A 21,190-nucleotide genomic window follows, 5' to 3' on the forward strand; every position below is an offset into this window, starting at 1 on the left:
GGGTTTTGCGGTTTGGCGTCATTGGCGAATCATCGAACCCTCCCATCCATTTATTAACATAATAACATCTATTTATATAAAGTCAAGTCTCCCTCTTTTCGAGCGAAAGGAGGGTTCAGGATTGGCGGAGGAGTAGACGATGGCGCAGGTAGGTCGCGCCCTCCAGAGGGACTCTCAGACGACGGGCCAGTTCGCGGTCCGAAAGGTGGGGTTCCTTTTGGAGGACTTTTTGGGCTTCGGCCAGGAGTTCGTCAAGCCACTCCTCAAAAAGGAGCTTGAGCCCCTCGGGGACCTCCTCGGGGAGAGTTTCGGTCTCGCTCACCGTGGAGACCATGGCTCGGCAGACCGAACGCGGGTCCACGCCCGCGTCAAAGCACTTGGCCAGTCAGTAGTAGACCATGGAGGGGACCCGCCCCTCCTCTCCCCGAAAGATCTCTAGAAAAAGTTCCTCCTGGGCCTTTTCGTCCAGGATCTCGTAGAGCTGGCTGAGGAGGGTCCGCAGGGCAGAACGCATTTCTTCCACTTCGGCCTGCTGGAGCCATTCCTGAAACTTGGTCATCAGGTATCCTCCCTCAGGGATTGGGCCAGGCGGAAGAGCTCAAAGACCCGGGAACTTTTCAAACGGTAGAAGACGTAAGGCCCTTCTTTGCGGCTGGTGACCAGGCCAGCGAGTTTGAGTTCCCTCAGGTGATGGGAGACCAGGGGCTGGGAGAGTTCCAGCCGGCTCACCAACTCTCCCACCGAAAGCTCCCCCTCCTTCAGGGCCTCAAGGATTCGCAGGCGATTTTCCTCCCCCAGGGCCTTAAAAAAATGGGCCAGGGTCTTGAGCTCTCCCATGGGCCTTTTATACCATAGGATGGCCTTTTGTTTAGCCGCCTCCGGTGGTATAGGGTATCTACCTTGGAGGAGGGGAGATCTATGGCTTACCTTAAGGATCTGGGGGAGCTTTATCTGGCTCAGAATTATCGGCGCTTTCCCGTAGCCTTCGTAGAGGGAAAGGGGGCCCGTCTTTTCGATGAGGAGGGTCGGGAGTACCTCGACTTCTGTGCGGGGATTGCCGTTTGCGCCCTGGGGCATTCTCCCCCGGAGGTAGTCTCGGCCATAAAGGAACAGGCTGCGCGCCTCCTTCATGTGTCTAACCTTTACTGGACCGAGCCCCAGGCCCGCCTGGCCCAGGTTCTGGTGGAAAATTCCTTTGCCGACCGGGTCTTTTTCTGTAATTCCGGGGCCGAGGCCGTGGAGGCGGCCCTCAAACTGGCCCGCCGTTACGCCTGGCTCCGCCATGGCCCGGGAAAGACCAAGATCGTGGCCCTGGAGAATTCCTTTCACGGGCGCACCTACGGGGCCCTTTCCGCCACCGGCCAGCCGGCCTACTGGGAGGGCTTCGAGCCCCTGGTGCCGGATTTCGTACACGTGCCGCCCAACGACCTCGAGGCCCTTCGGGAGGCGGTGGACGAGCGTACCTGTGCGGTGATCCTGGAGCCCATCCTGGGGGAGGGCGGGGTGATCCCTCTTGAGCGGGAATTTTTAGAGACCGCTCGCCGTCTCTGTGACCAGGCAGGGGCCCTTCTCATTCTGGACGAGATCCAGACCGGGGTGGGCCGTACCGGCCAACTTTTTGCCTACCAGCACTATGGCGTGGAGCCGGAGGTGATGTGCCTGGCCAAGGGGCTGGCCGGGGGGCTTCCTTTGGGGGCCATGCTCGCCAAGGCCGAGGTGATGGAGGTCCTCTCCCCGGGCTCGCATGCCTCCACTTTCGGGGGAAATCCGGTGTGCTGTGCGGCGGCCCTTGCGGTCTTGGAGCGGGTGCGGGATCCGGATTTTCTGGCCGAGGTGCGCCTCAAGGGCGAGGCCCTGCGCAAGGGGCTCCTGGGACTCTGCGAAAAATTTCCGGAAAAACTCAAGGGGGTGCGCGGGCTGGGACTCCTTCTAGCCCTGGAGACCCGCATTCCAGCCCCTGAACTCATGCAGGCCCTTTTTGAGCGCCGTATCCTGACTACGGCCCCCAAGCCCGAGGCCCTGCGCCTCACCCCGCCGCTTACCATCTCTTACCGGGAGATCGACGCCCTGCTTTCCGCCCTGGAGGAGATCCTGAAGGCCTAGCTTTCCGGAAGGGAACCCGCCCTCAAGGGGGCGCTCCCCTCAAAGCAAATGTAGATTTTGTGGCTTGACAATATCCAACTTAATTGCTAAAGTGAAAGAGTCAAAATTACAGTAAGGAGGAGATCATGAACTACGAAGGGGCCTGGATCTGTTCCACCAGCAACTGTGGCTACATGTATGTGCCGGCCAAGGGGGACCGCAAGGGCAAGATCCCTCCCGGGACCCCCTTTGAGGAGTTGCCCGAGGACTGGCGTTGTCCGGTCTGTGGGGCCAGCAAAAAGGCCTTCCGGCCCATGGGAGAAGTAGAGAAAGGAGGTGAGAAATAATGCGGATCGAGATCGAAGGCCAGGTGGTCTATTTCATTCCGGAAAACGAGCGCGAGGTCCAGGAGCTTGACCGCCTCTGGAAGATCCTTACCGTCTGTGAAGGAGAGAACCGGAGGATTCAGCCCATGGGGATCTTTACCCCCGGGGCTACGGAGGCGGCCCAGTTTTTCATCGAGGGGGTCAAGCCTGCGGTAAGTTCCGAAAAGACCATCCGCTACGTGTGCATGACCTGCAACCGTATGGAGGAACATCCGGCGGGTCAGGCTCCCATCTGTTGCGGCCAGCCCATGATCCCTATGGACTAGGAGGGCCCCATGAAGGTCAAACGGAAGGAGCGTCTGTCTCTTTCCGCCATGGCGGAAAGGTTGCGCTCCGTGGCCGAGGAGGTGGCCTCCGGGCGGCTGGCCCTCCCGGAGGGGATCTTCGAGGTCCCCGGCCAGGAAGGGCTCTTTTCCCTCAAGGTAAAACAGGAAGAAGGGGAACTGGAAATCGAGCTCAAGCTGGAATTCGAGGTCGCGGGGGCCGAACCTTCCGAGGGCCAAAGGGAAACTCCCCGCGAGCCCTCCTCCAGGGCCCTCAAAAAGGAGATGGAGGCCCTGTTTAAGGCCCTCGGTCGGGAGCTTTCCGGGGGAGGCCTTCCGGATCCGGCCTTAGCCGAGCGCTTCCTTGAGGTCCACCGCCTCTACGATCCCTACGCCACGGAATTCAAAAGCGCCTGGGAGGAGGCCACCCGGCTGGCCGAAGACCTCCTTTCGGCAGTCCAGGAGGGGAATCTGGACACCGCCCGGGAGATCTTCCAGAAGATTGCCCTTTCCAAAAAAACATGCCATAAACTCTACAAAAAATAGGAGGTGAGAGACATGCTTTCCCCCAAGATGGAAGAGGCCCTCAACGAACAGATCAAGTGGGAGCTTTATTCGGCCTATCTTTATCTTTCCATGGCCGCCTATTTTGAGGACCTGGGGCTTGAGGGATTTGCCCACTGGATGAAGGCCCAGACCGCCGAAGAGGTCCTGCACGCCATGAAGTTTTACAAGTTCGTGAACGAACGCGGGGGACGGGTGCGGCTCCAGGAGATCCCCCAGCCCCCCACGGAGTGGGAATCCCCTCTGGCCTGCATCGAGTACGCCCTGAATCACGAAAGGGAGGTCACCCGGCGCATCAACAACCTCATGAGTTTCGCCAAGGAGGAGGGGGACCACGCCACGGAGATCTTCCTCCAGTGGTTTGTCTCCGAACAGGTGGAAGAGGAGGACTCCTTCGGACGCCTGGTGAACCAGATGAAGCTGATCCAGGACTCCCCCCAGGGGCTCTTTCATCTAGACCGGGAGCTTTCCTCCCGGCCGCTAGACCTAAACCTCCTGGCCCAAGGCCTGGCTTAAGAGCTCTCGCTCACAGAGGACCAGGAGACGTCTTTCCAGGCGGGAGAGGTCTTCCAGGAAGGCCTCTCCCGCGCGGGTGAAGTAATTGTAGGCCACCACCGCCGGGATGGCTGCAAAAAGGCCCATGGCCGTGGCGATGAGGGCCTCGGCAATGCCCGGGGCCACGGTGGCCAGGGTGGCGTTGCCTTTGAGTCCGATGCGGTGAAAGGCGGCCATGATGCCCCAGACCGTACCGAAAAGGCCGATAAAAGGGGCGGTATTTCCTACCGTGGCCAGGAACCCGAGATAGCTTGGAAAATCTCGGGTGCGTTCCTCTCGGATCCTTTCCCATTCGGAGAGAAGAAGGGTCCGCAGACCGGAAAACCAGAGGGTGCGCAGCTCCAGGGCCTCGGGCCGGGCGTATTCTTTTTTAAGGCGGGAATAGGCCCGCAGATAGTCCTTGAGGATCTGGCGCAGGAGCCCCTCCGGGATCTTCTCCAGAAGGGCAGCCAGGGAAGCGGCCCCTTTCTCTTCGCCGAAGGCCTCCTCCAGGGCCGCGAGACCTCTCCGGGCCCGGCGGACCGCCTGCCATTTGGCCAGGATGACCGCCCAGGTGAAGACCGAAAGGAGAAAGAGGAGGCCCAGGGTGAATTTTCCCATAGGGCCTACGGAAAGGATGAGGTGCCAGAGGCTCATCTTTCCCCCCATACGAGATCCCGGGCCCCTTTGGCCCCGGCCCGGTGGACCAGCTCCTGGAGGGCCCTTTGTCCTTCCTCCCCCAGATCCTCGGTGTATTCGTTCACGTAAGTGGAGATGTGGGTGGAAATTACCTCGCGGGAAAGATCCTGGGCGTAAGACCGAATGAAGGGAAGAAGCTCCGGGAAGCGTTCCCGGGCCAGCCTCAGGGACTCCCGCACGGCCCGGGTCAGGGCAGATTTGAGGCCTTCTGGGAGATCCCGTCGCACCACCGGTCCCCCTAAGGGAAGGGGAAGCCCAGTCTCCTCCTCCCACCAGGCCCCGAGATCCCGCACTAGATAGAGCCCCCGCTTCTCGTAGACAAAACGTTCCTCGTGGATGAGGACCCCAGCCCGGGCCTTTCCGGAAATCAGGGCCGGAAGGATTTCGTGATAGAGGACAAAACGTCGGTGTCGAGCCTCCGGAAAGGCCAGACGGAAGAGAAGATGGGCCGTGGTGTGCTCTCCGGGAAGCCAGACCTCCACTCGGGAAAGGTCTTCCGGGGAAAGGGGCTCGGAGGCCACCAGAAGGGGGCCGCAGCCCCGTCCCAGAGCGGCTCCCACCGGGAGGGCTTGATAACGCTCCCAGACCTCTGGAAAAAGGGCGTAGGAGATTTTGATCAGGGGGATCTCTCCCCTCAGGGCCAGGCGGTTCAGGGTCTCGATATCTTCAAAGACCCACCGGAGTCTTACCGGGATTTTTACCCAGCCCAAGACCAGAGGGCCGAAGGTAAAGGTGTCGTTGGGGCAGGGAGAAAGGGCTACCGTAAGTTCCTCCAAAGACAAAGCAGGGCCTCCTTCAGGGCGTAAAGGGCCTTTTCTATTTCCCAGGGATCTTCCGGTTTTTCCAAAAGATTGCTTATGGCTCGCAGTTCCAAGAGGGGCACCCCGGCCCTTTCTGCGGCCAGGGCCACTCCGAAGCCCTCCATGTTTTCGGCCAGCGCCCGGTGCCGCAGGGCCAGGAGCCGGGCCCGGGCTACATCCCGGCTGGCACAGCAGACCGTAACCAGAGGACCGGCCTCCACCTCCTGGCCTTCCTTTTCCAGGATGGTGATGGCCTTCTCCAGCCAGGGACCGCGCAGAGAGAGCCTTTCTCGCTGCGGGAGCTTTCGGGAAAGGGGCCGCAGCCCTTCGGGGAAACACAGGGCCAGATCCCCGAAGACTTCCTCGGTGGCTACCACCAGATCCCCTGGGGCCAGCCCTCTCTCCGGATAGGCCCCGGCCAGCCCGGCGAGCACCGCAAGCTCCGGCCTCTGGCGGGAAAGGATTTCGGCGGCCCGGAGGGCGGATTCTACCGGGCCAAAACCCACGATTTCCAAAGGGATCCCGGCCTCCCTCAAAGGAGAGGCCTCCGTCTCCGTGGGGACCAGAAGGAGCATCAACTCTCCTCCCGCCGAAAGGTCTCTATCCGCAAGGCCCGGCCGCTTTCCTCCTCCAACTCCAAAAAGACCCCCTCCGCCTTGACCGTCCCCTTTTTGGGGACCTCCAGTCTGCGGGGCACCTGGGTGAGGTACATCTCCAGGGCCTGCTTCCGGTCCATGCCGATGACCCCGTCCCTGAGGCCACACATCCCGGCGTCGGAAAGATAGGCTGTCCCCTGGGGGAGGATGCGGGCGTCGGCGGTCTGCACATGGGTGTGGGTACCGATAAGGGCCGAGACCCGACCGTCCAGATACCAGGAGAGGGCAATCTTTTCCGAGGTGGCCTCGGCATGGAAGTCCACCAGGATACAGGGGGTCTCAAGGCGCAGTTCCTCGGCCAGGGCCGCCGCCGTACGGAAGGGACACTGCAGGGCCCGCATGAAGACCCGACCCTCAAGATTGATCACCGCAAGCTTCCGGCCATCCTTCTCCAGGACGGTCGCGCCCCTTCCCGGGGCCCCCTCTGGATAGTTGGCTGGCCGCAAAACCCGCTCGCTCCGAGCCAGATAGGGAAGAAACTCCCGCTTCCAAATATGATTCCCCGAGGTGAGAAGGTCCAGTCCCAAAGCAAAGAGTTCCTCGGCGATCTTTTCCGTAAGGCCGTATCCCCCGGCGGCATTTTCCGCATTTCCGATGACGAAATGGGGCCGGAACTCCTCCAAAAGCCCGGGAAGAAAGAGCCTCAGGGCCTTGCGGCCAGGGCTTCCCACGATGTCTCCCAGAAAAAGTACCCGCATGGCGCCCACCTATTTGGCATATTCCACGGCCCGGGTTTCCCGAATTACCGTGACCTTGATCACCCCGGGGAACTTCATCTCTTCTTCGATTTTCTTAGCGATGTCCCGGGCCAGAAGTATGGCCTCTTCGTCCCGGATCTTTCCGCTGTCCACGATTACCCGTACTTCACGGCCGGCCTGGATGGCGTAGGCCTTTTGGACTCCGTTAAAGGAGGTGGCGATATTTTCCAGGTCCTGGAGGCGTTTGATGTAGGTCTCCAGCAATTCCCGACGCGCCCCGGGACGGGCCCCGGAGACGGCGTCAGCGGCCTGCACCAGGATGGCGAGCACCGACCCCGCCGGCACATCCTCGTGATGGGCGGCGATGGCGTTTACGATCTCCTCGTCCTCTCCATACTTGCGGGCCAGATCCGCTCCGATGAGGGCGTGAGGACCTTCCTGTTCGAAGTCTACGGCCTTACCGATATCGTGAAGAAGCCCCGCTCGCTTGGCCTTCTTTACATCCAGGCCCAGCTCTCCGGCCATGACCCCGCAGATAAAGGCCACTTCCAGAGAATGCTGGAGGACATTCTGGCCGTAGCTGGTCCGATAACGCAGTTTTCCGAGGAGTTTGATCAGCTCTGGATGCAGTCCATAGACTCCCACATCGAAGGCGGCCTTTTCTCCGGTCTCCTTGATGGTGGTTTCCATTTCTTCTTCCACTTTTTTGACCACCTCTTCGATGCGGGCCGGATGGATGCGCCCGTCGGCCACCAGGCGTTCCATGGCCAGGCGGGCGATCTCCCGACGGATGGGGTTGAAGCAGGAAAGGACCACCACCTCCGGGGTATCGTCGATGAGGACATCCACTCCGGTGGCGGCCTCAAAGGCCCGGATGTTCCGGCCTTCCCGCCCAATGATGCGTCCTTTCATCTCTTCACTGGGAAGCGGTACCACAGAGACCGTCTTTTCGGTGACGAATTCGGCCGCGCAGCGGGAGATAGCCAGGGCCAGGATCTCCTGAGCCTTCCGACGGGCCTCCTCCTTGGTTTCGGCCTCCACCCGCATGAGGACCCGGGCCGCTTCCTCCCGGGCCTCCTCCTCTACCCGGGAAAGGAGGAGTTCCCGGGCCTCAGCCTCGCTCAGGTGGGCGAGCTCCTCCAGTTTGCGTTTTTCTTCCGCGATGAGCCCGCGGAGTTCTTCCTGCTGGCGGGCCAGTTCCTCCCGCAGGCCGGCGATCTCCCGGCTGCGGGCCTCAAGCTCTCCCTCTTTCTTCTCCAGCTCTCCTTCTCGCCGGGCAAGCTCGCCCTCCCGACGGGCCAGGGCCTTTTCCTTTTCCTGGAGCTCCTCCCGCCGGTGGCGGTATTCTTCTTCCAGTTTTTCTTGTTTGCGGCGATATTCTTCCTCCAGTTTCTCCTTGGCTTGAAGGAGTTCCTCTTTGGCCCGGATGCGGGCCTCCTGGGTAATACTTTCGGCCTCCCTCCTGGCCCGCTCCAGGATCAGACGGGCTTCTTCTTCGGCCCGTCGCCTTTCCTCCCTTTCCACAGACTCCTTGCGCCGCGAGCCTAACACAAAACCCGCCCCCGCTCCCACGAGGAGGGCCACCAGGGCCACGACCACCACTTCCATGATCAGACCTCCTGCGTCTATTCTTTCCGCAGGAGAGGAAGGGAGGGTTGGGTAAAGAGGGGCCCAGGGTGCCGTGTCAGCCGGCCCGCTTCGAGGACCGCAGTCCTACTTTAGGGGGCGTCCACCCCTTCGGCTTCTCCGGCTGTCGCGGCCGGAGCATGCACCAGGGTGGAGAGGCCCCCTTTGCGGGCTCGGGTGTTGCCTCGGCGGGCGTAAAGGCCGATCACGCACACCCCAGGCATTTCAATTCCTCATCAATGGCCTTACTCAAACGTATGGCCTCTCTCCCAATCTTCTCCGAAAGGAGCCGGTACTCCCGCCTGAGTCTTATGTAATCGGCCGCCGCCTCCAGCAGGAGTACCACCGCCATCTTCAACGGGGAAAGATTTCTCTTCCCCCGGAGGCCTAACTTCTTCTCCTCCAAGTAGTCCAAAATTTGTTCTATTTCTTCTTCCGGGAGATCCGCCCGGAAGGTAAAACGGTTGCCGGCAAACTCAAATTCTATAAGCCTTTCCGGCAAAACTCTAAGCTCCTTCCTCGGAGAATTGGGAGAGCCGGCTGATCAAATGTTCGATCCTTTCCTTAACGGCCCTCCGTTCTTCCTCCCTGCGGTTAAGCTCTTCTCTAAGCCGAGAAACCTCGGCTTCTTTTTCCTGTAAACGCAACTGCAATTCTTCCCGTTCCGCGCGCAGACGATTAACCACCTGCAAAAGCTTCTCAATCTTTTCTTCCAGAACCGAAAGATCTTGAATTTCCATCTCCGCCTCCTCCTCCAAGCTTATGAGGGTTTGGGGGTCCGGTCAAGAGGCCGGAGATTCCACCACGGCTTCCAGGCGGATGGTCTTCCTTTCTCCATTTTGCAGGTGAAAACGCCAGCGGGCCCGCCCTTCGGGAGAAAGTTCCTCCCAGGGCGGCTCGGCCTTGACCTCCACCCGGATCTCCTTTCGGTGGCTCACCGGGACCCTCTCGTAGAGGGTTACCGGAAGACCCTGCTGGTGATGATAATCCAGGATGATTTGCCAGACACGCGTTCGGCGTCTGGTTTTGCGAACCACCCCTACCGTTTCTTCATAATCCTTGAGGACCTCTTCTTCCACCTTCACCCAGGGATCCGTCCCCAGATAGAAGGTATAGTCTTTTCCGGGCTTGAGGTCTGGAAAGGGCCTTTGGGAAAGGAGAGTCTCTCCCAGAAAGATCCGGGTGCGGGCGGCGGGAAGATAAGTCCCCGGTTTGAAGGAGACCGCTAGATAAGCCCGGGGCCGAAAGTAGGCCGGAACCTCTACCCGGAACTCTCCGGAAAGCTTCCGTTCTTCCAGGGGAAAGATCTCCGGGATCCCGGGCCGTAGAGAGAGCCCGGAAAGACGGTAGATCTTTCCGAAAGGGACCGGCTCCGGCCCGGAAGGAAGGGCCTCGGCCTTTCTTCCCGCCTGGACCAGGGTCCGGAACTGGGGGCCATCCACCCACCAGGGGGTAAAAGGCGGGGGTTCAAAGATCTCTATCCCTTGAGGGAAGGTCTCCCAGACCACCTCTAACCCTTCAAGGGGGATCCCCAAGGTCTCTTTGAGACGCAGGAAATCACGCACGATCAGTTGTCCCTGGCCCGGAAGGACCCGCAATTCCCTTTCCCGTGCGAACCTTACCCCCTCTACGGGGTATTCCACCAAGAGTTCTAGGGGGCGGGGACGCTCGCAGGAGGCCTGTAGACGGAAATAGGAAAATTCTTTGGGGCTCAAGGCCCGGCGTAACCTGGTCTCCTGGAGGTGAAGTTTGGATAGGTGTTCCTTGAGAGACCGTTCTTTTTTGAGGATTTCGCGATAACGGACGGAAAGGTCTTCCAGGAATTCTCCGGCCCTTTCTCCGGGAAGCCGTCTGAGGCCCTCGAGATGTTTTTTGGCCAGGGAAAGGGCCGCAAGTTCTCCCCTGACCTCTCCGATTTCCTTCTCTAGGGCGGCCAGTTTTTCGGCCACCGGGCCGGCCGGAGGCCCGGCTCCAAGGGGCTCCCAGACTATCCGACAGTCCTCCGGCTTGCGGAGCACCCGAAAATCTTCTTCCTTAAAGCGGGCCGGGAACCAGAGGGTGACCCCCTTCCACTCTTCCGGAAAGAGTCGCAGGGTTTCTCGGAGGTGGGCCCCCTGGGGAGAAAGGAAAAGCCCCTGGGGGACTCTTTCCAGGGCCGAGGCCACCCCCAGAGATAAGAGCCAGCTAAAGAATAAAAGGAGCCCTCTTTTCATGTTTTCTTTTATAAAAAAACTCTTTAAGATAAGCAAGCATGAGCCGGATTCGGCGGGAGGAGGCCCTGCGGTGGCTCAGGGAAAGACTTCCGGGACTCGCCCCCGGGGAGTGCCTGGATTTTCTCTGCAAGAAGCGCAACCGTCTGGTGCGGGTGAGTCGGGCGTGGGCCACCGGCGCCAGGGCCTGAGGATTTTTCCTTTTCCCCCTTTCGGGGTATAAAGGAAGGCATGAAGATCCGGGTCTGGCGCAAGGACCCTCGGGCAAGGCTTCCGGAGAGGGCCTCGGAAGGAGCCGTGGGCTTTGATCTTTTCGCCCTGGAGGACCAGGAGATCCCTCCGGCAGAGCCCACCTTTGTGCGCACCGGGCTGGTCATTCAGACCGAAAGACCTTACGCCCTTTTCATCTTTCCCCGCTCCAGTCTCTTCCGGAAAAAAGGGCTCATCTTTCCTCATTCGGCCGGGGTCATCGACTTTGATTACTGTGGAGAGGAGGACGAATTGAAGATCTTGGTCCTCAACCTCCGGGGGGAGGTGGTGAAGGTGGCTGCCGGCGAGCGCTTGGCCCAGATGGTCCTCCTGGGGGTGGCCCCGGAGGTAGAGCTCGAAGAGGTCTCGGGTCCTCCGGCAGAAAATTCCCGAGGGGGTTTCGGGAGCACTGGAGGTTATCGATGAAGGATCTGCGCCCTTTTTTCCGGGAAAGGGCCCGGGAATTTCTTCTAGGTCTAGTTAGGGAGCGGGGAGGGGAGGCCTTTCGGCGCACCCTCTTTTTGAGTTTCCTCGGAGCCCGCATTTGTTATGCCGAAAGTCCTCCCCTTTCGCTTTTTGCCGAAGAACGCTTTCGGGATCCCGAACGCCTGCGGTCCTTCCTGATTTATCTCCAGAAGGCCGGACACGGAAGTGTTTTTGCCCATTCTCCCCTTACGGTGGAGCTTTCCTCTCCTTCGGCCGACCTTCTTTCGGCCCTCTACAAGGCCTGGTACGATCCGGAGACCGCGTGTGTCCAGCTTAATCTTCGCCATTTCGCCGAGGTCCTCACCCCGGAAGAGTTTCAGGAATTGCTTGAGCCCGGAGTGGCGGATCGGGAGTTTCTTTCATTTCCTGCCGTCCTTTTTGAGGGCCCGGAACTTCAGAAGACCTACGAGGGACCTCTCGAAGGACTCCTTCCCCGGGCGGAAGCTCCGGGAGAGAATCTCCTGGCCCGTCCCCGGGTAAGTGTAATCCGGGTGCCGGACGAAGAGCCTTTTGGTTGGTTTGCGGTGGTGGTGGAGGGGTTTTCCCGGCTTTTTTCTCACCAATTCGTGCGGCATACCTGGCTCAATTTCAACCAACGTTCCCATCGTTACACCGCGGTGGATCAGTTTGTCGAGCCCCCTTCCTTTGAGGTGACCCCCGGGGCTGGTGAGCTTTATCGGAAAGAGATCGAAAGGGGTCTTGCGGCCTATCGCCGGCTGGTCTCCTTGGGGATAAAGAAGGAAGATGCCCGCTTTGTGACCCCTCAAGGGGCGGCCACCACGGTGCTGGCCACCGGGCCTTACTTTGTCTGGCGAGACTTTATTGAAAAACGGGCCCATCCCCGGGCCCAGTGGGAAATCCGGCATCTGGCCCAGGCCTTGGGAGAGGTCATCTCCTGATGGCTCACCGTTTTGATCCCCGAGAAAAACACAAGTTGGAGTCCGAAGAAAGGCGAAAACACCTTCCCCCGGAAGCCGTCCTTGATCTGCTGGAGCTTTCCTTGGGGGAGACTCTGGTGGATCTAGGCTGCGGTCCGGGTTATTTTGCCTTGCCGGCGGCCGAAAGAGTAGGGCCCCAGGGACAAGTGTTTGCGGTGGATGTGGAAGAGGAGATGCTGCGGGCCTTAGAGGAAAAACTCCCCTCCCGCGGCGTTTCTAACGTGAAGACCGTTCGTTCCGAGACCTATCGGGTGCCCCTCCCGGATGGGGTGGCCGAGGCCCTCCTTCTGGCCTTTGTCCTTCATGAGGTTGAATCTCCGAAGCGCTTAGCGGCTGAGGCCTCACGCCTCCTCCGTCCCGGAGGGCGGGTTTTGGTCCTGGAATGGCAGAGGAAGGAAACACCCATGGGGCCACCCCTTTCCGAAAGACTTACCGAGGAAGAGGTGCTGGAGATCCTCAAGGACTCCGGCCTTAAGATCCGGGACTCCGGTCCCTTTCGGGAGTGGTTCTTCTTCGTGCGGGCCCAAAAAGCCTAAATTGGTTCCGGGGCCTGGATTCGAACCAGGATTCTGGGAGCCAAAGTCCCATGTCCTGCCAGTTAGACGACCCCGGAACCCTCTATTAAACTTTAACGGTGAGTCCAAGAATGTAAAGAGGCCCCCTCTTGGCTTGACAGGTGAGGCAAGACCCGTAAAAATGCGATGACTCCGCAAGAGGAGGTGGCTAAAGTGTTTGCGGTGATCAAGACCGGCGGCAAGCAGTACAAGGTCGCTCCCGGAGACACCCTGCGGGTAGAAAAACTCCCTGGAGAGCCGGGAGAGACGGTGGAGATCGGAGAGGTCCTCCTGGTGGCTGACGAGGAAGAGCTGAAAGTAGGGGCCCCGGTGGTGGAGGGCGCCCGGGTGAAGGCCACCATTGTGGAACAGGGACGCAGCCGCAAGATTGTGGTCTTCAAAAAGAAGCGCCGCAAGAACTATCGGCGCAAAAAGGGGCATCGGCAGTACTATACCGTGCTGCGTATTGATGAAATTCAGGTCCAGTAAGGAGGTGGGCCATGGCCCATAAAAAGTCCGGTGGAGCCTCGCGTAACGGTCGGGATAGTCAGAGCAAGCGTCTCGGGGTAAAGCGTTACGACGGACAGGTGGTCAAGGCCGGCAATATCCTGGTGCGTCAGCGGGGCACCAAAATCCGTCCGGGTTTCAATGTAGGTATGGGGCGGGATTTCACCCTCTTTGCCAAGATCGACGGGGTAGTCAAGTACGAGACCCGCGGTGGCCGCAGGGTGGTGAGTGTTTACCCCCTGGAAAGCGCCCAGGCGGCCTAAAGTGTTTCCTGAGTGGAGCTTCCGAAAAGGCTTGAGGCCCTGCGCAAACTCCTGGCCGAGGGCCGGGGTGTCCTCGAAGTGGGTGGGGTGCATCCTGCGGCCCTGGCCCTGGTCCTGGCCTCTTTTTCTCTAGAAAAACCCCTTCTTCTCCTTTTTCCGGAGGAAGACCCGGCTCGCCGTTTCGTGCGGGCCTTTAACTTTTTCTCTGGAAGCCTTCCGGAGATCTTTCCCGCCCCGGAGACTCCACCCCTTTCCGAGGTCCTGCCTTCTCCGGAGACGGCCTCCCAGCGTATGGCGGTCCTGGCCGGGCTCCTTCTGGGCCGAACCCGGATGGTGGTGACCTCTGTGGCCGCCCTCCTGCGGCGACTCCCCCCTCCGGAGACCCTGCGGGAGGCCTACGAGTATCTTCTTTGTGGGGAGGAAATCCCGCGGGAGCGCTTGCGGGAGAGATTGGTGTCCTTGGGTTATGAAAGGGTGGGCCGGGTGGAGGGGGTGGGAGAGTTTGCCGTGCGCGGAGGAGTAATCGATCTCTGGCCTCCGGGCTATGAAAATCCCCTAAGGCTGGATTTTTTCGGAGACCAACTGGAGACCCTCCGCACCTTTGACCCCCGAACGCAGAGGGGGCTCAAGCCCTTGGAAGAGGCCTATATCTTTCCGGCCAGAGAAACCTTTGTGACCGGAGATCCGGAGGCCCTTTATGAAAGGCTTCTTTTGCGGGCCGAGCGCCATCGGGTGCCCTCCCGGGAGGTGGAGGCCTTGCGCGAGGCCCTTTCTCTCAAGCGTTTCCTCGAGCCGGAAGAGTTCTGGCTCCCGGTGCTCTTTGAAAGGCTAGTGGATTTTCGGGCCTATCTTCCCCCGGAAACGGTGTTGGTAATCTGGGAGCCCGAGCAAGTCCAGGCCCAGGCCGAAAGCTTCTGGGGCCGAGTGCTCTCCGGGGCCCGGAGGGCCAAGCGCCGGCTCCTTTTTGAGCCCGAAGAGGTCTTTTTGCCTCCGGAGGAATGGAAGGACCTCCTCGAGAAGACCTTTGAAGGACGATTACTGGCTCGGGAGCTTCCGGTGGCCGAAAAGGGAATCACCCTTTCCCTTCGCCCCCCGGAGACCCTTCTTCCTCCTGGAGACCAATCTCGGGGACTTTCTCGGGGTCTGCTTCTGGTCCGGGAGGCCTTAAAGAGCGGAGACCACGTGGTGCTCGCCCTTTCTGCACCGACCTCGGCCGAGCGTGTGCGGGAGCTCCTCTTTGAGGAGGGACTGGTGAAAGAAAAACCTCCGGTGCGGGAGGCCCCTTTCCGAGAACCGGAGCGCTCCCTTCCCCTGGAACTCTATGTGGGGGATCTCCCGGAGGGCCTTTGGTGGCCGGAGTTGGCCCTGATCCTTCTTTCGGAGGCCGAACTTTTTGGAAAGCGCCGTCCGGAGGTGGCCCGCCGGCCACGGCTTCCCGGAATCCGCCTGGAAGATCTCAAACCCGGAGACTATGTGGTTCATCGGGAGCACGGGATCGGGATCTATCGGGGACTGGTGCGTCTGGAAGTGGGCGGAGTCCCGGGAGAGTTTTTGTTGGTGGAGTATGCCGGAGGGGATCGGCTCTATCTTCCCGTGGATCGCCTGGGGGAGATCCATCGCTATGTGGGGGTGGATGAAAGACCTCCGGCGCTCGATCGCCTGGGAGGCAAGGGATTTGCCCGCCGGAAGGAGAAGGTCCGGCGGGCCATCCAGGAGATTGCCCAGGAACTGGTGGCCCTCTATGCGGCCCGACGGGTGGCCCGAGGGCACGCCTTCTCTCCCCCGGATCTGGTCTTCCGAGAGTTTGAGGCCGCCTTCCCCTACCAGGAAACTCCGGACCAGGAAGCGGCTATCGAGGAGGTCCTGGCAGACATGCAGAGCCCTCGGCCTATGGATCGCCTGCTGGCCGGGGATGTGGGCTACGGGAAGACCGAGGTAGCCCTGCGGGCGGCCATGCTTGCCGTACGAGACGGCAAACAGGTAGCGGTCCTGGTCCCCACCACCGTGCTGGCCGAACAGCATTATCGCACCTTCCGCGAAAGGCTCTCCCCTTTTGGAGTACGGGTAGGGGTGCTTTCCCGGCTGAGGCCTCCGGCCGAGCAAAGGCAAACCCTTAAGGCCCTGGCTGCGGGGGAGATCCAGGTGGTCATCGGCACCCATCGCCTGCTTTCCACCGATGTGCGTTTTCGGGATCTAGGACTGCTTATCGTGGACGAAGAACACCGCTTCGGGGTGCGCCACAAGGAACGCCTGAAGGAACTCAAGAAGACCGTGGACGTACTTTCCCTTTCGGCTACCCCCATCCCCCGCACTCTGCAGATGTCCCTTCTGGGGATCCGGGATCTTTCGGTGATCGAGACCCCCCCTCCCGGGCGACTTCCGGTAAAGACCATCCTGGCCAAGATGGAACCGGAGATCGTGGAGGAGGCCATAAGACGGGAGTTGGCCCGAGGCGGGCAGGTCTTTTTTGTCTATCCTCGGGTAAAGGGCCTTGCGGCCCTGGCCGGATGGGTGCGTCGGCTGGTTCCGGAGGCCCGAGTGGCCCTGGCCCACGGACAGATGCCCCCCCGCCAGCTGGAAGAGGTCATGGGCCGCTTTGTGCGGGGGGAGATCGATGTCCTGGTCTGCACCACCATCATCGAAAGCGGTCTGGATATCCCTTCAGCCAACACCATTATCATCTGCCGGGCCGATCGTCTGGGACTGGCCGAGATCTATCAACTCCGGGGTCGGGTGGGCCGGGGTCCTGTCCAGGCCTACGCTTACCTTCTGGTCCCTTCGCTTTCAGGGCTTACGGAGGAGGCCCGCAAACGCCTGCGGGCCCTCATGCAGTTTACGGAACTGGGCTCGGGTTTCCGGCTGGCCTTAAGCGATCTCAAGATCCGCGGGGCAGGCAATCTTCTGGGGACCTCCCAGTCCGGCCATATCGCCGCCGTGGGCTATGATCTCTACCTGGAAATCCTGGAGAGTGCCATCCGGGAACTCAAGGGAGAAAAGGTGGAGGAGGTCCCGGAGCCGGAGGTGCGCCTCAATCTCCCGGCCTACTTCCCCGAAAGTTATGTTCCGGACGTGGAGGAGCGGTTGCACCTTTACCGGGAGCTTTCCCTGGTGAAAGATGAGGAAGATCTGGCCCGTTTTGAAGAGGCCCTTAAGGACCGTTTTGGGGAGCCTCCGGCCGAGGGAGGCCATCTCCTGGCCCTCACCCGGCTGAAGATCTTTTTGCGGGCCCTGAGGATCCTCAAGCTGGAGGCCCGGGGGGCGGAACTGATCTTCCATCTGGGCCACGATCCCGCTTATTATGAGCCGGGGATCAGGGCCCTTTCCCGAGAATTTCGTCACCTGCGCCTTACCCGGGAAGGGCGCCTCCGGGTAAAGGTGGAGGGCCCGCTTCTTTTCCAGGCCCTTAAAATTTCCCAAATCCTCAGAGAAAAGATTTTACAAGACCAAAAAAAAGAATAAAATTTTGGGAGGAGGTGGCCATGAAAATTCGTTTTTTGCTCTTGCTTTTCCTTTTTTCTTTTTCGACTGCCCTTGGCGCCCGGGAGGTTCAGCTCGTGGATCGTATTGCCGCGGTAGTCAACGACGAGGTCATCACCCTTTCGGAGGTGGATGAGGCGGCCCTTCCCCTTTATCAAAAGTATCTGGCCGGGGTGACCGATCCGGAGGAAGAGTCTCGGCGCATGCAAAAGATCCGCAAAGAGGTCCTGGAACGCCTCATTGAGGAAAAGCTCATCGCCCAGGAGATCCGAAAGTACAAGATCAAGGTGAGCGACGAGGAGGTGGAGGGCTTTATTCAGGAGATAAAGACGCGTCTCGGAGGAGAAGAGGCCTTTCGGGATTTCTTAAACGCTCAGGGGCTCACGGAGGAGGAATATCGGGAGCAGGTGCGCCAGCAACTCCAGCGCCTGAAGCTCATTCGGGGGAGCGTGCAGGCCCGGATCGTGATTACCGATGAAGAGGTGCGCCGTTACTATGAAGAACACTACCTGAAAGGGACGGAAAAGACCCTGCGGCTTGCGGCCATCGTGACCTCCGAGGAGGCCCGCATCCGGGAGGCGGAAAAGGCCCTGGCCCAAGGGAAGGACTTTTCCGAGGTGGCCCGCAAGTATTCCGAGATTCCGGGAAGCGGAGAGAGCTTCGGGACCTTCAAGCTCTCGGAGCTGGCCCCGGAGTTGCGCAGGGTCCTGGCAAAAAGACGTCCCGGGGAGGTGACCCCTCCCGTGGCCTCCGGGGGACGCTGGTTCATCTTCAAGGTCCTCTCTATAGAAAACGCCACCAAACCCTTTGAGGCCGTGAAAGAAGAAATTAGACAAAACCTTTATCAAAAAGCCCTTGACGAATATTTCCAGAAGTGGCTAAAAGGATTGAAAGAGAGGGCTTTTATCCAGGTTTTTTTGAAATGAAAGCCGAAATCGGGCTGGGAGAATATCTCCGGAAGATGCGCGAGGCGCAGGGGAAGACCCTGGCGGAGATCGCCGAGGAGACCAAGATCAATTGCCGCTATCTGGAAGCCCTGGAAAAGGAGGCCTGGGAGGAACTTCCGGCGGAGGTCTTTGTCCGGGGTTATCTTCGGGCCTATGCCCTGGCCCTGGGTCTCGATCCCGAAGACGTTTTGCGCCGTTATCGCGAGTCTCGACCGCAAGGAGGGGAGGATCCCGGGGAATCCTTATCCGGGGGGAAAAAGTCCCGGGGCCTCTGGCCCTGGGTGCTCCTCCTTCTGGTGTTGGTTTCCCTAGTGCTTCTTTGGCTCCTTCGTTGAGATGTTAAAACCCCGCGAGGTCCTTCTCCTTTCGGTGAGGGAGGTGGCCGAAAGTGATCTCCTTTTGAGTTTTCTTTCTCCTCGGGCGGGGCGTTTTTTGGCGGTGGCCAAAGGGGGACGCCGCAGCCTCCGGCGGTTTGTGAATAAGCTCGAAGCCGGCCATCTCCTGAGGGTTTATCTTCGCCGGGGCCGGGCCGGTTTGGCTCCCATCCTGGAGGCCGCCGATCTCCTCTGGGCTCCGGAAAGAGTGCGTGCGGATCCCCGGGCCTTTGCCCTGGCCGGGTATTTTCTAGAGCTTGCGGAACGTTCTTCGCCTCCGGCCGAAGGCCGGGAGGTCTTCCCCCTTCTCCTGGAGAGTCTGCGTTTTCTGGAGGACCACGGCCCTTCGGGCCTTCTTGCGGCCTTTTTCGAGTTGCGCCTCCTGGGGCTTCTGGGCTGGGCCCCGGAGCTTTCCCGGTGTCTGGGCTGCGGGGCCCCGCTCCTTGAGGGAGGGGCCTTTTTTCCGGAAAAGGGCGGGGTCCTCTGCAGAAAATGTGCTCCGGAAGGGGGAAGACCCCTTTCGGCCCGTTCTTTGGCCCTTCTTCAGGGTTTGAGGCGTCTTACTCTGGCCGGCCTTTCTCGGGTGAAGGCCCGCCCCGAAGACCTTTTTGCGGTTTCTCAAGCCCTGCGGACCTTCTTGCAGGGGGTTCTCGACCAGGATATAAAGGCCCTTAAAGTGCTTGAGGCCTTGGAATCTTCGGGAGGGGTCCATGAAGCGAGAGATGGAGGAAAAGCAGTATGTCCTTAACGGGCTTGCCGCTCGGGAGTCCTGGCGCCTTTTCAAGATCATGGCCGAATTCGTGGAGGGCTTTGAGGAACTCCCCAAGGTCTATCCCGCGGTGACCATCTTTGGTTCCACCCGGGTCCGCCCCGGGGATCCCTGTTACGCGCAGGCCGAGGAGATCGCCCGGGAGCTGGTGCGGGCGGGCTTTTCGGTGATTACCGGAGGAGGCCCGGGGGTGATGGAGGCCGCCAACAAGGGGGCCGCGGAGGAAGGGGGCTGGTCGGTGGGGATCAATATCCGTCTTCCCCTGGAGCAGGAGCCCAACCCCTACGCCAATGTGCGCCTTGAGGTGCGGTATTTCTTCGTGCGCAAGGTCATGATGGCCAAGTACGCCGTGGGTTTTGTCTTTCTGCCTGGAGGTTACGGGACTTTGGACGAACTTTTTGAGATCCTCACCCTGGTCCAGACCCGCAAGATCCGGCCGGTACCGGTAGTCCTGGTGGGCGGCCATTACTGGGATCCTCTGGTGAAGTGGCTTCGGGAGACCGTACTCGCCGGAGGAAAGATCTCCCCGCAAGATTTAGAGCTTTTTAAAGTGCTTGACGATCCCCGGGAAGTGGTGGCCTACATCCGGGAAAAGGCCCTTTTACGCTAGCTTTGAAAGAGGGGAAAGGCGATCCGAAAGAGGGTCCCTTTCCCCGGGGTGCTCTGGACTTCGATTTCTCCCCCCAGGGCCTTTACCAGTCCGTAAACCACGGAGAGTCCCAGCCCGGAGCCCAGTTCTTTGGTAGTGAAGAAGGGGTCAAAGATATGCGGAAGGTTTTCAGAAGGGATCCCCACTCCGGTATCTTCTATCTCGAGAAGGGCTCTCTGCCCATCTTTTCGTAAGCCTATCCACAGTTCCCCTCCTTGAGGCATGGCTTCCCGGGCGTTAGTGACCAGATTGAGAAGGATCTGGGTAAGGTCATCTTCACTTGCCAGAACATGGAGAGGTTCCTCCGGGGCCTCAAGTTTCAGGCGCACCCCTTCTCCCGCGGTGAGGCGCAAGAGCTCTTCGGATTCCCGGAAAAAACGGACTAAGTCTATGGGATAGCTTTCTTGGGGGTATTTTTTGACGAAGGTTAAGAGCTTGCGCACGATTTCAGCCGCACGCTCCGAAGACTTGTAGGCCTTGCGGAGGTAGGAGTTTACCGGATGTCTCTCTCCCAGTTTCATCTGGGCCAGGGTAATAAAGCCCTGGATCCCCATCAGGATATTATTGAAATCATGGGCCAGACCGGCCGTGAGCCGTCCCAAGGTTTCCATCTTCTGAGCTTGAAGAAGTTTACGTTCCAGATTTTTGAGGGGGGTGATGTCGAAGTAATACTCTACTCGCCCGCCTTGATAAAGGCCATGCCTCAGAGGGGTGCTGAAGTGTTCCACCCAGCGCTCCGGCCTTTCCTTGGGGAGGATATGACAGACGAGATTTTCCACGTAAGCATGTTTTTGGTATGCTTGAAGAATTTTTTGGGAGAATTCTTCAGATTTTTCCATAAGAGGAGCTATTTTTTCTTGAATAAGGCCTCTCATATCTTCTCCCAGGACCTCCGCTCGCGTAAGACCGAAAAATTCTTCTATAGCCCGGCTGGCCCAGACTACTCGAAACCTGGAATCCAGGATAAAGGCTCCCACCCGCGGGACTTCTAAGGCCTCAAGGAGGGATTCGGCCCGGGCCCGGGCCTCAACTTCGGCTTTTACTTCAGAGGAGATGTCCACCAGGATTTCCACTATTCCGGCCACCTCTCCTCGGCTGTCCCGAACAGGAAGAGCCAAAATCTTTTCGTAGAGGAGCTCCTCTCCCTTGTGACGGTGAATACAGACCGTGGCTTTCCCTTGTTCAAGGACCTTCCTCAGGGGACATTCTTCCCCCTCCTGGGAACAGGGGTGATTTAGCTCATGGGTTAGCCGGTAGCAGGGGACAGGGAGGGGGCCGTGGTAGGCGTATTTTTCTCGGGCTTTTTCATTGAGATAAATAACTTGAAAATTTCGATCAATCACCAGGAGGGGTTCGGCCTCGCATTCCACGTATAAGGCCCCTTCTGGAATCTCGATTTTAAGGCCCATGAGATCTAGACCTCTCCGCAAGCTTTTTACTATTTTAACAAAAATTAAAA

General features: G+C 59.6%; 29 protein-coding genes and 1 tRNA gene. 16 read left to right on the forward strand and 14 right to left on the reverse strand.

The genetic code is table 11. From position 1 onward, the window contains the following. Window positions 1-115 precede the first annotated feature (115 nt). Genes FVE67_RS06605 through FVE67_RS06615 form a run of 3 tightly spaced genes read right to left on the reverse strand, consistent with a single transcriptional unit; the run spans window position 116 to window position 837 of the window. Window positions 116-361: a hypothetical protein gene (locus FVE67_RS06605; RefSeq protein ID WP_168719834.1), complete on the reverse strand. Its 246-nt coding sequence runs from the start codon at window positions 359-361 to the stop codon at window positions 116-118. A 24-nt stretch (window positions 362-385) separates the two neighbouring features. After that, window positions 386-559, reverse strand: coding sequence for a hypothetical protein (locus FVE67_RS06610; RefSeq protein ID WP_168719835.1), 174 nt, complete (start codon window positions 557-559; stop codon window positions 386-388). Beyond that, on the reverse strand, window positions 559-837 hold the full coding sequence (locus FVE67_RS06615) for an ArsR/SmtB family transcription factor (RefSeq protein ID WP_168719836.1): 279 nt from the start codon (window positions 835-837) through the stop codon (window positions 559-561). The genes FVE67_RS06610 and FVE67_RS06615 overlap by 1 nt, the downstream gene beginning before the upstream one ends. A gap of 81 nt (window positions 838-918) precedes the next feature. Between FVE67_RS06615 and FVE67_RS06620 the strand changes: the two genes are divergently transcribed. The 5 genes from FVE67_RS06620 (at window position 919) to FVE67_RS06640 (ending at window position 3,811) form a co-directional block, all read left to right on the forward strand. Next, window positions 919-2,103 carry an acetylornithine transaminase gene (locus FVE67_RS06620; RefSeq protein WP_168719837.1) on the forward strand — a complete coding sequence of 395 codons (1,185 nt, stop codon included), beginning with the start codon at window positions 919-921 and terminating at the stop codon, window positions 2,101-2,103. A 125-nt stretch (window positions 2,104-2,228) separates the two neighbouring features. Beyond that, window positions 2,229-2,429 carry a rubredoxin gene (locus FVE67_RS06625; RefSeq protein WP_168719838.1) on the forward strand — a complete coding sequence of 67 codons (201 nt, stop codon included), beginning with the start codon at window positions 2,229-2,231 and terminating at the stop codon, window positions 2,427-2,429. Further along, complete coding sequence (locus FVE67_RS06630) at window positions 2,429-2,734, forward strand: hypothetical protein (protein WP_168719839.1); 306 nt, start codon at window positions 2,429-2,431, stop codon at window positions 2,732-2,734. The genes FVE67_RS06625 and FVE67_RS06630 overlap by 1 nt, the downstream gene beginning before the upstream one ends. A 9-nt stretch (window positions 2,735-2,743) precedes the next feature. Beyond that, the gene (locus FVE67_RS06635) at window positions 2,744-3,277 is read left to right on the forward strand and encodes a GAK system XXXCH domain-containing protein (RefSeq protein ID WP_168719840.1); all 534 of its coding nucleotides are present in this window, start codon (window positions 2,744-2,746) and stop codon (window positions 3,275-3,277) included. Between the two features lie 12 nt (window positions 3,278-3,289). Then, window positions 3,290-3,811, forward strand: coding sequence for a ferritin (locus FVE67_RS06640; protein WP_168719841.1), 522 nt, complete (start codon window positions 3,290-3,292; stop codon window positions 3,809-3,811). Here the strand turns inward: FVE67_RS06640 and FVE67_RS06645 are convergent. The 9 genes from FVE67_RS06645 to FVE67_RS06680 all read right to left on the reverse strand — a co-directional run bounded on the left by FVE67_RS06645 (window position 3,782) and on the right by FVE67_RS06680 (window position 10,521). Continuing rightward, complete coding sequence (locus FVE67_RS06645) at window positions 3,782-4,486, reverse strand: MotA/TolQ/ExbB proton channel family protein (RefSeq protein ID WP_168719842.1); 705 nt, start codon at window positions 4,484-4,486, stop codon at window positions 3,782-3,784. The genes FVE67_RS06640 and FVE67_RS06645 overlap by 30 nt on opposite strands. Beyond that, window positions 4,483-5,238 carry a 1,4-dihydroxy-6-naphtoate synthase gene (locus FVE67_RS06650; protein WP_425505385.1) on the reverse strand — a complete coding sequence of 252 codons (756 nt, stop codon included), beginning with the start codon at window positions 5,236-5,238 and terminating at the stop codon, window positions 4,483-4,485. The genes FVE67_RS06645 and FVE67_RS06650 overlap by 4 nt, the downstream gene beginning before the upstream one ends. Before the next feature lie 47 nt (window positions 5,239-5,285). Next, window positions 5,286-5,903, reverse strand: a complete 618-nt coding sequence (gene mqnB / locus FVE67_RS06655; RefSeq protein ID WP_168719843.1) for a futalosine hydrolase — start codon at window positions 5,901-5,903, stop codon at window positions 5,286-5,288. Next, window positions 5,903-6,682 (reverse strand): TIGR00282 family metallophosphoesterase, encoded by a 780-nt coding sequence (locus FVE67_RS06660; RefSeq protein WP_168719844.1) that lies wholly within the window; start codon window positions 6,680-6,682, stop codon window positions 5,903-5,905. Before FVE67_RS06660 ends, mqnB begins: the two co-directional genes overlap by 1 nt. 9 nt (window positions 6,683-6,691) lie before the next feature. Further along, window positions 6,692-8,290 carry a ribonuclease Y gene (rny, locus tag FVE67_RS06665; RefSeq protein ID WP_168719845.1) on the reverse strand — a complete coding sequence of 533 codons (1,599 nt, stop codon included), beginning with the start codon at window positions 8,288-8,290 and terminating at the stop codon, window positions 6,692-6,694. A gap of 110 nt (window positions 8,291-8,400) precedes the next feature. Further along, a complete protein-coding gene (locus FVE67_RS09475; RefSeq protein ID WP_281347171.1) occupies window positions 8,401-8,532 on the reverse strand; it encodes a hypothetical protein in 132 nt (43 codons plus the stop codon). After that, window positions 8,514-8,810, reverse strand: coding sequence for a cell division protein ZapA (gene zapA / locus FVE67_RS06670; RefSeq protein ID WP_168719846.1), 297 nt, complete (start codon window positions 8,808-8,810; stop codon window positions 8,514-8,516). Before zapA ends, FVE67_RS09475 begins: the two co-directional genes overlap by 19 nt. 4 nt (window positions 8,811-8,814) lie before the next feature. Next, entirely contained in the window at window positions 8,815-9,048 is a 234-nt protein-coding gene (gene zapB / locus FVE67_RS06675) for a cell division protein ZapB (RefSeq protein WP_168719847.1), read from the reverse strand. 42 nt (window positions 9,049-9,090) lie between these two features. Further along, the gene (locus FVE67_RS06680) at window positions 9,091-10,521 is read right to left on the reverse strand and encodes a DUF4139 domain-containing protein (protein WP_168719848.1); all 1,431 of its coding nucleotides are present in this window, start codon (window positions 10,519-10,521) and stop codon (window positions 9,091-9,093) included. Window positions 10,522-10,559: 38 nt separating this feature from the next. On the opposite strand from FVE67_RS06680, the gene FVE67_RS06685 reads away from it, so the two are divergent. The 4 genes from FVE67_RS06685 to FVE67_RS06700 are packed head-to-tail and all read left to right on the forward strand — an operon-like array spanning window position 10,560 to window position 12,727. After that, window positions 10,560-10,709 carry a hypothetical protein gene (locus FVE67_RS06685; RefSeq protein ID WP_168719849.1) on the forward strand — a complete coding sequence of 50 codons (150 nt, stop codon included), beginning with the start codon at window positions 10,560-10,562 and terminating at the stop codon, window positions 10,707-10,709. Between the two features lie 40 nt (window positions 10,710-10,749). Then, complete coding sequence (locus FVE67_RS06690; RefSeq protein WP_168719850.1) at window positions 10,750-11,193, forward strand: dUTP diphosphatase; 444 nt, start codon at window positions 10,750-10,752, stop codon at window positions 11,191-11,193. Next, on the forward strand, window positions 11,190-12,152 hold the full coding sequence (locus FVE67_RS06695; protein ID WP_168719851.1) for an FAD-dependent thymidylate synthase: 963 nt from the start codon (window positions 11,190-11,192) through the stop codon (window positions 12,150-12,152). The genes FVE67_RS06690 and FVE67_RS06695 overlap by 4 nt, the downstream gene beginning before the upstream one ends. Beyond that, window positions 12,152-12,727 carry a class I SAM-dependent methyltransferase gene (locus FVE67_RS06700; protein ID WP_168719852.1) on the forward strand — a complete coding sequence of 192 codons (576 nt, stop codon included), beginning with the start codon at window positions 12,152-12,154 and terminating at the stop codon, window positions 12,725-12,727. The genes FVE67_RS06695 and FVE67_RS06700 overlap by 1 nt, the downstream gene beginning before the upstream one ends. A 2-nt stretch (window positions 12,728-12,729) precedes the next feature. Here FVE67_RS06700 and FVE67_RS06705 read toward each other — a convergent pair. Next, window positions 12,730-12,804, reverse strand: a tRNA-Gln gene (locus FVE67_RS06705). A gap of 115 nt (window positions 12,805-12,919) precedes the next feature. On the opposite strand from FVE67_RS06705, the gene rplU reads away from it, so the two are divergent. Genes rplU through FVE67_RS06740 form a run of 7 tightly spaced genes read left to right on the forward strand, consistent with a single transcriptional unit; the run spans window position 12,920 to window position 19,692 of the window. Next, entirely contained in the window at window positions 12,920-13,234 is a 315-nt protein-coding gene (gene rplU / locus FVE67_RS06710; protein WP_168720353.1) for a 50S ribosomal protein L21, read from the forward strand. A gap of 11 nt (window positions 13,235-13,245) precedes the next feature. Then, complete coding sequence (rpmA, locus tag FVE67_RS06715) at window positions 13,246-13,515, forward strand: 50S ribosomal protein L27 (protein ID WP_168719853.1); 270 nt, start codon at window positions 13,246-13,248, stop codon at window positions 13,513-13,515. 12 nt (window positions 13,516-13,527) lie between these two features. Next, a complete protein-coding gene (gene mfd, locus FVE67_RS06720; RefSeq protein ID WP_168719854.1) occupies window positions 13,528-16,974 on the forward strand; it encodes a transcription-repair coupling factor in 3,447 nt (1,148 codons plus the stop codon). A 20-nt stretch (window positions 16,975-16,994) separates the two neighbouring features. Continuing rightward, window positions 16,995-17,918 carry a SurA N-terminal domain-containing protein gene (locus FVE67_RS06725; RefSeq protein WP_168719855.1) on the forward strand — a complete coding sequence of 308 codons (924 nt, stop codon included), beginning with the start codon at window positions 16,995-16,997 and terminating at the stop codon, window positions 17,916-17,918. Then, complete coding sequence (locus tag FVE67_RS06730; protein WP_168719856.1) at window positions 17,915-18,274, forward strand: helix-turn-helix domain-containing protein; 360 nt, start codon at window positions 17,915-17,917, stop codon at window positions 18,272-18,274. Before FVE67_RS06725 ends, FVE67_RS06730 begins: the two co-directional genes overlap by 4 nt. Window position 18,275: 1 nt before the next feature. Then, window positions 18,276-19,061, forward strand: coding sequence for a DNA repair protein RecO (gene recO / locus FVE67_RS06735; protein WP_168719857.1), 786 nt, complete (start codon window positions 18,276-18,278; stop codon window positions 19,059-19,061). After that, window positions 19,024-19,692: an LOG family protein gene (locus FVE67_RS06740; protein ID WP_210534575.1), complete on the forward strand. Its 669-nt coding sequence runs from the start codon at window positions 19,024-19,026 to the stop codon at window positions 19,690-19,692. The genes recO and FVE67_RS06740 overlap by 38 nt, the downstream gene beginning before the upstream one ends. On the opposite strand, the gene FVE67_RS06745 is transcribed toward FVE67_RS06740, so the two are convergent. Beyond that, window positions 19,689-21,161 carry a PAS domain-containing sensor histidine kinase gene (locus tag FVE67_RS06745; RefSeq protein ID WP_168719858.1) on the reverse strand — a complete coding sequence of 491 codons (1,473 nt, stop codon included), beginning with the start codon at window positions 21,159-21,161 and terminating at the stop codon, window positions 19,689-19,691. The two genes, FVE67_RS06740 and FVE67_RS06745, sit on opposite strands and share 4 nt — an antisense overlap. Between the last annotated feature and the right edge of the window lie 29 nt (window positions 21,162-21,190).

Origin of the sequence: Thermosulfurimonas marina (assembly GCF_012317585.1) — a bacterium.
Lineage (GTDB): Bacteria > Desulfobacterota > Thermodesulfobacteria > Thermodesulfobacteriales > Thermodesulfobacteriaceae > Thermosulfurimonas_A > Thermosulfurimonas_A marina.

What these genes read in the sequence shown, in the direction of transcription:
- FVE67_RS06610 (WP_168719835.1), bottom strand. Translation starts at nt 559, where the DNA reads ATGACCAAGTTTCAGGAATGGCTCCAGCAGGCCGAAGTGGAAGAAATG.
- FVE67_RS06615 (WP_168719836.1), bottom strand. Translation starts at nt 837, where the DNA reads ATGGGAGAGCTCAAGACCCTGGCCCATTTTTTTAAGGCCCTGGGGGAG.
- FVE67_RS06620 (WP_168719837.1), top strand. Translation starts at nt 919, where the DNA reads ATGGCTTACCTTAAGGATCTGGGGGAGCTTTATCTGGCTCAGAATTAT.
- FVE67_RS06625 (WP_168719838.1), top strand. Translation starts at nt 2,229, where the DNA reads ATGAACTACGAAGGGGCCTGGATCTGTTCCACCAGCAACTGTGGCTAC.
- FVE67_RS06630 (WP_168719839.1), top strand. Translation starts at nt 2,429, where the DNA reads ATGCGGATCGAGATCGAAGGCCAGGTGGTCTATTTCATTCCGGAAAAC.
- FVE67_RS06635 (WP_168719840.1), top strand. Translation starts at nt 2,744, where the DNA reads ATGAAGGTCAAACGGAAGGAGCGTCTGTCTCTTTCCGCCATGGCGGAA.
- FVE67_RS06640 (WP_168719841.1), top strand. Translation starts at nt 3,290, where the DNA reads ATGCTTTCCCCCAAGATGGAAGAGGCCCTCAACGAACAGATCAAGTGG.
- FVE67_RS06645 (WP_168719842.1), bottom strand. Translation starts at nt 4,486, where the DNA reads ATGAGCCTCTGGCACCTCATCCTTTCCGTAGGCCCTATGGGAAAATTC.
- mqnB (WP_168719843.1), bottom strand. Translation starts at nt 5,903, where the DNA reads ATGCTCCTTCTGGTCCCCACGGAGACGGAGGCCTCTCCTTTGAGGGAG.
- FVE67_RS06660 (WP_168719844.1), bottom strand. Translation starts at nt 6,682, where the DNA reads ATGCGGGTACTTTTTCTGGGAGACATCGTGGGAAGCCCTGGCCGCAAG.
- rny (WP_168719845.1), bottom strand. Translation starts at nt 8,290, where the DNA reads ATGGAAGTGGTGGTCGTGGCCCTGGTGGCCCTCCTCGTGGGAGCGGGG.
- FVE67_RS09475 (WP_281347171.1), bottom strand. Translation starts at nt 8,532, where the DNA reads ATGCCTGGGGTGTGCGTGATCGGCCTTTACGCCCGCCGAGGCAACACC.
- zapB (WP_168719847.1), bottom strand. Translation starts at nt 9,048, where the DNA reads ATGGAAATTCAAGATCTTTCGGTTCTGGAAGAAAAGATTGAGAAGCTT.
- FVE67_RS06680 (WP_168719848.1), bottom strand. Translation starts at nt 10,521, where the DNA reads ATGAAAAGAGGGCTCCTTTTATTCTTTAGCTGGCTCTTATCTCTGGGG.
- FVE67_RS06685 (WP_168719849.1), top strand. Translation starts at nt 10,560, where the DNA reads ATGAGCCGGATTCGGCGGGAGGAGGCCCTGCGGTGGCTCAGGGAAAGA.
- FVE67_RS06690 (WP_168719850.1), top strand. Translation starts at nt 10,750, where the DNA reads ATGAAGATCCGGGTCTGGCGCAAGGACCCTCGGGCAAGGCTTCCGGAG.
- FVE67_RS06695 (WP_168719851.1), top strand. Translation starts at nt 11,190, where the DNA reads ATGAAGGATCTGCGCCCTTTTTTCCGGGAAAGGGCCCGGGAATTTCTT.
- FVE67_RS06700 (WP_168719852.1), top strand. Translation starts at nt 12,152, where the DNA reads ATGGCTCACCGTTTTGATCCCCGAGAAAAACACAAGTTGGAGTCCGAA.
- rpmA (WP_168719853.1), top strand. Translation starts at nt 13,246, where the DNA reads ATGGCCCATAAAAAGTCCGGTGGAGCCTCGCGTAACGGTCGGGATAGT.
- FVE67_RS06725 (WP_168719855.1), top strand. Translation starts at nt 16,995, where the DNA reads ATGAAAATTCGTTTTTTGCTCTTGCTTTTCCTTTTTTCTTTTTCGACT.
- FVE67_RS06730 (WP_168719856.1), top strand. Translation starts at nt 17,915, where the DNA reads ATGAAAGCCGAAATCGGGCTGGGAGAATATCTCCGGAAGATGCGCGAG.
- recO (WP_168719857.1), top strand. Translation starts at nt 18,276, where the DNA reads ATGTTAAAACCCCGCGAGGTCCTTCTCCTTTCGGTGAGGGAGGTGGCC.
- FVE67_RS06740 (WP_210534575.1), top strand. Translation starts at nt 19,024, where the DNA reads ATGAAGCGAGAGATGGAGGAAAAGCAGTATGTCCTTAACGGGCTTGCC.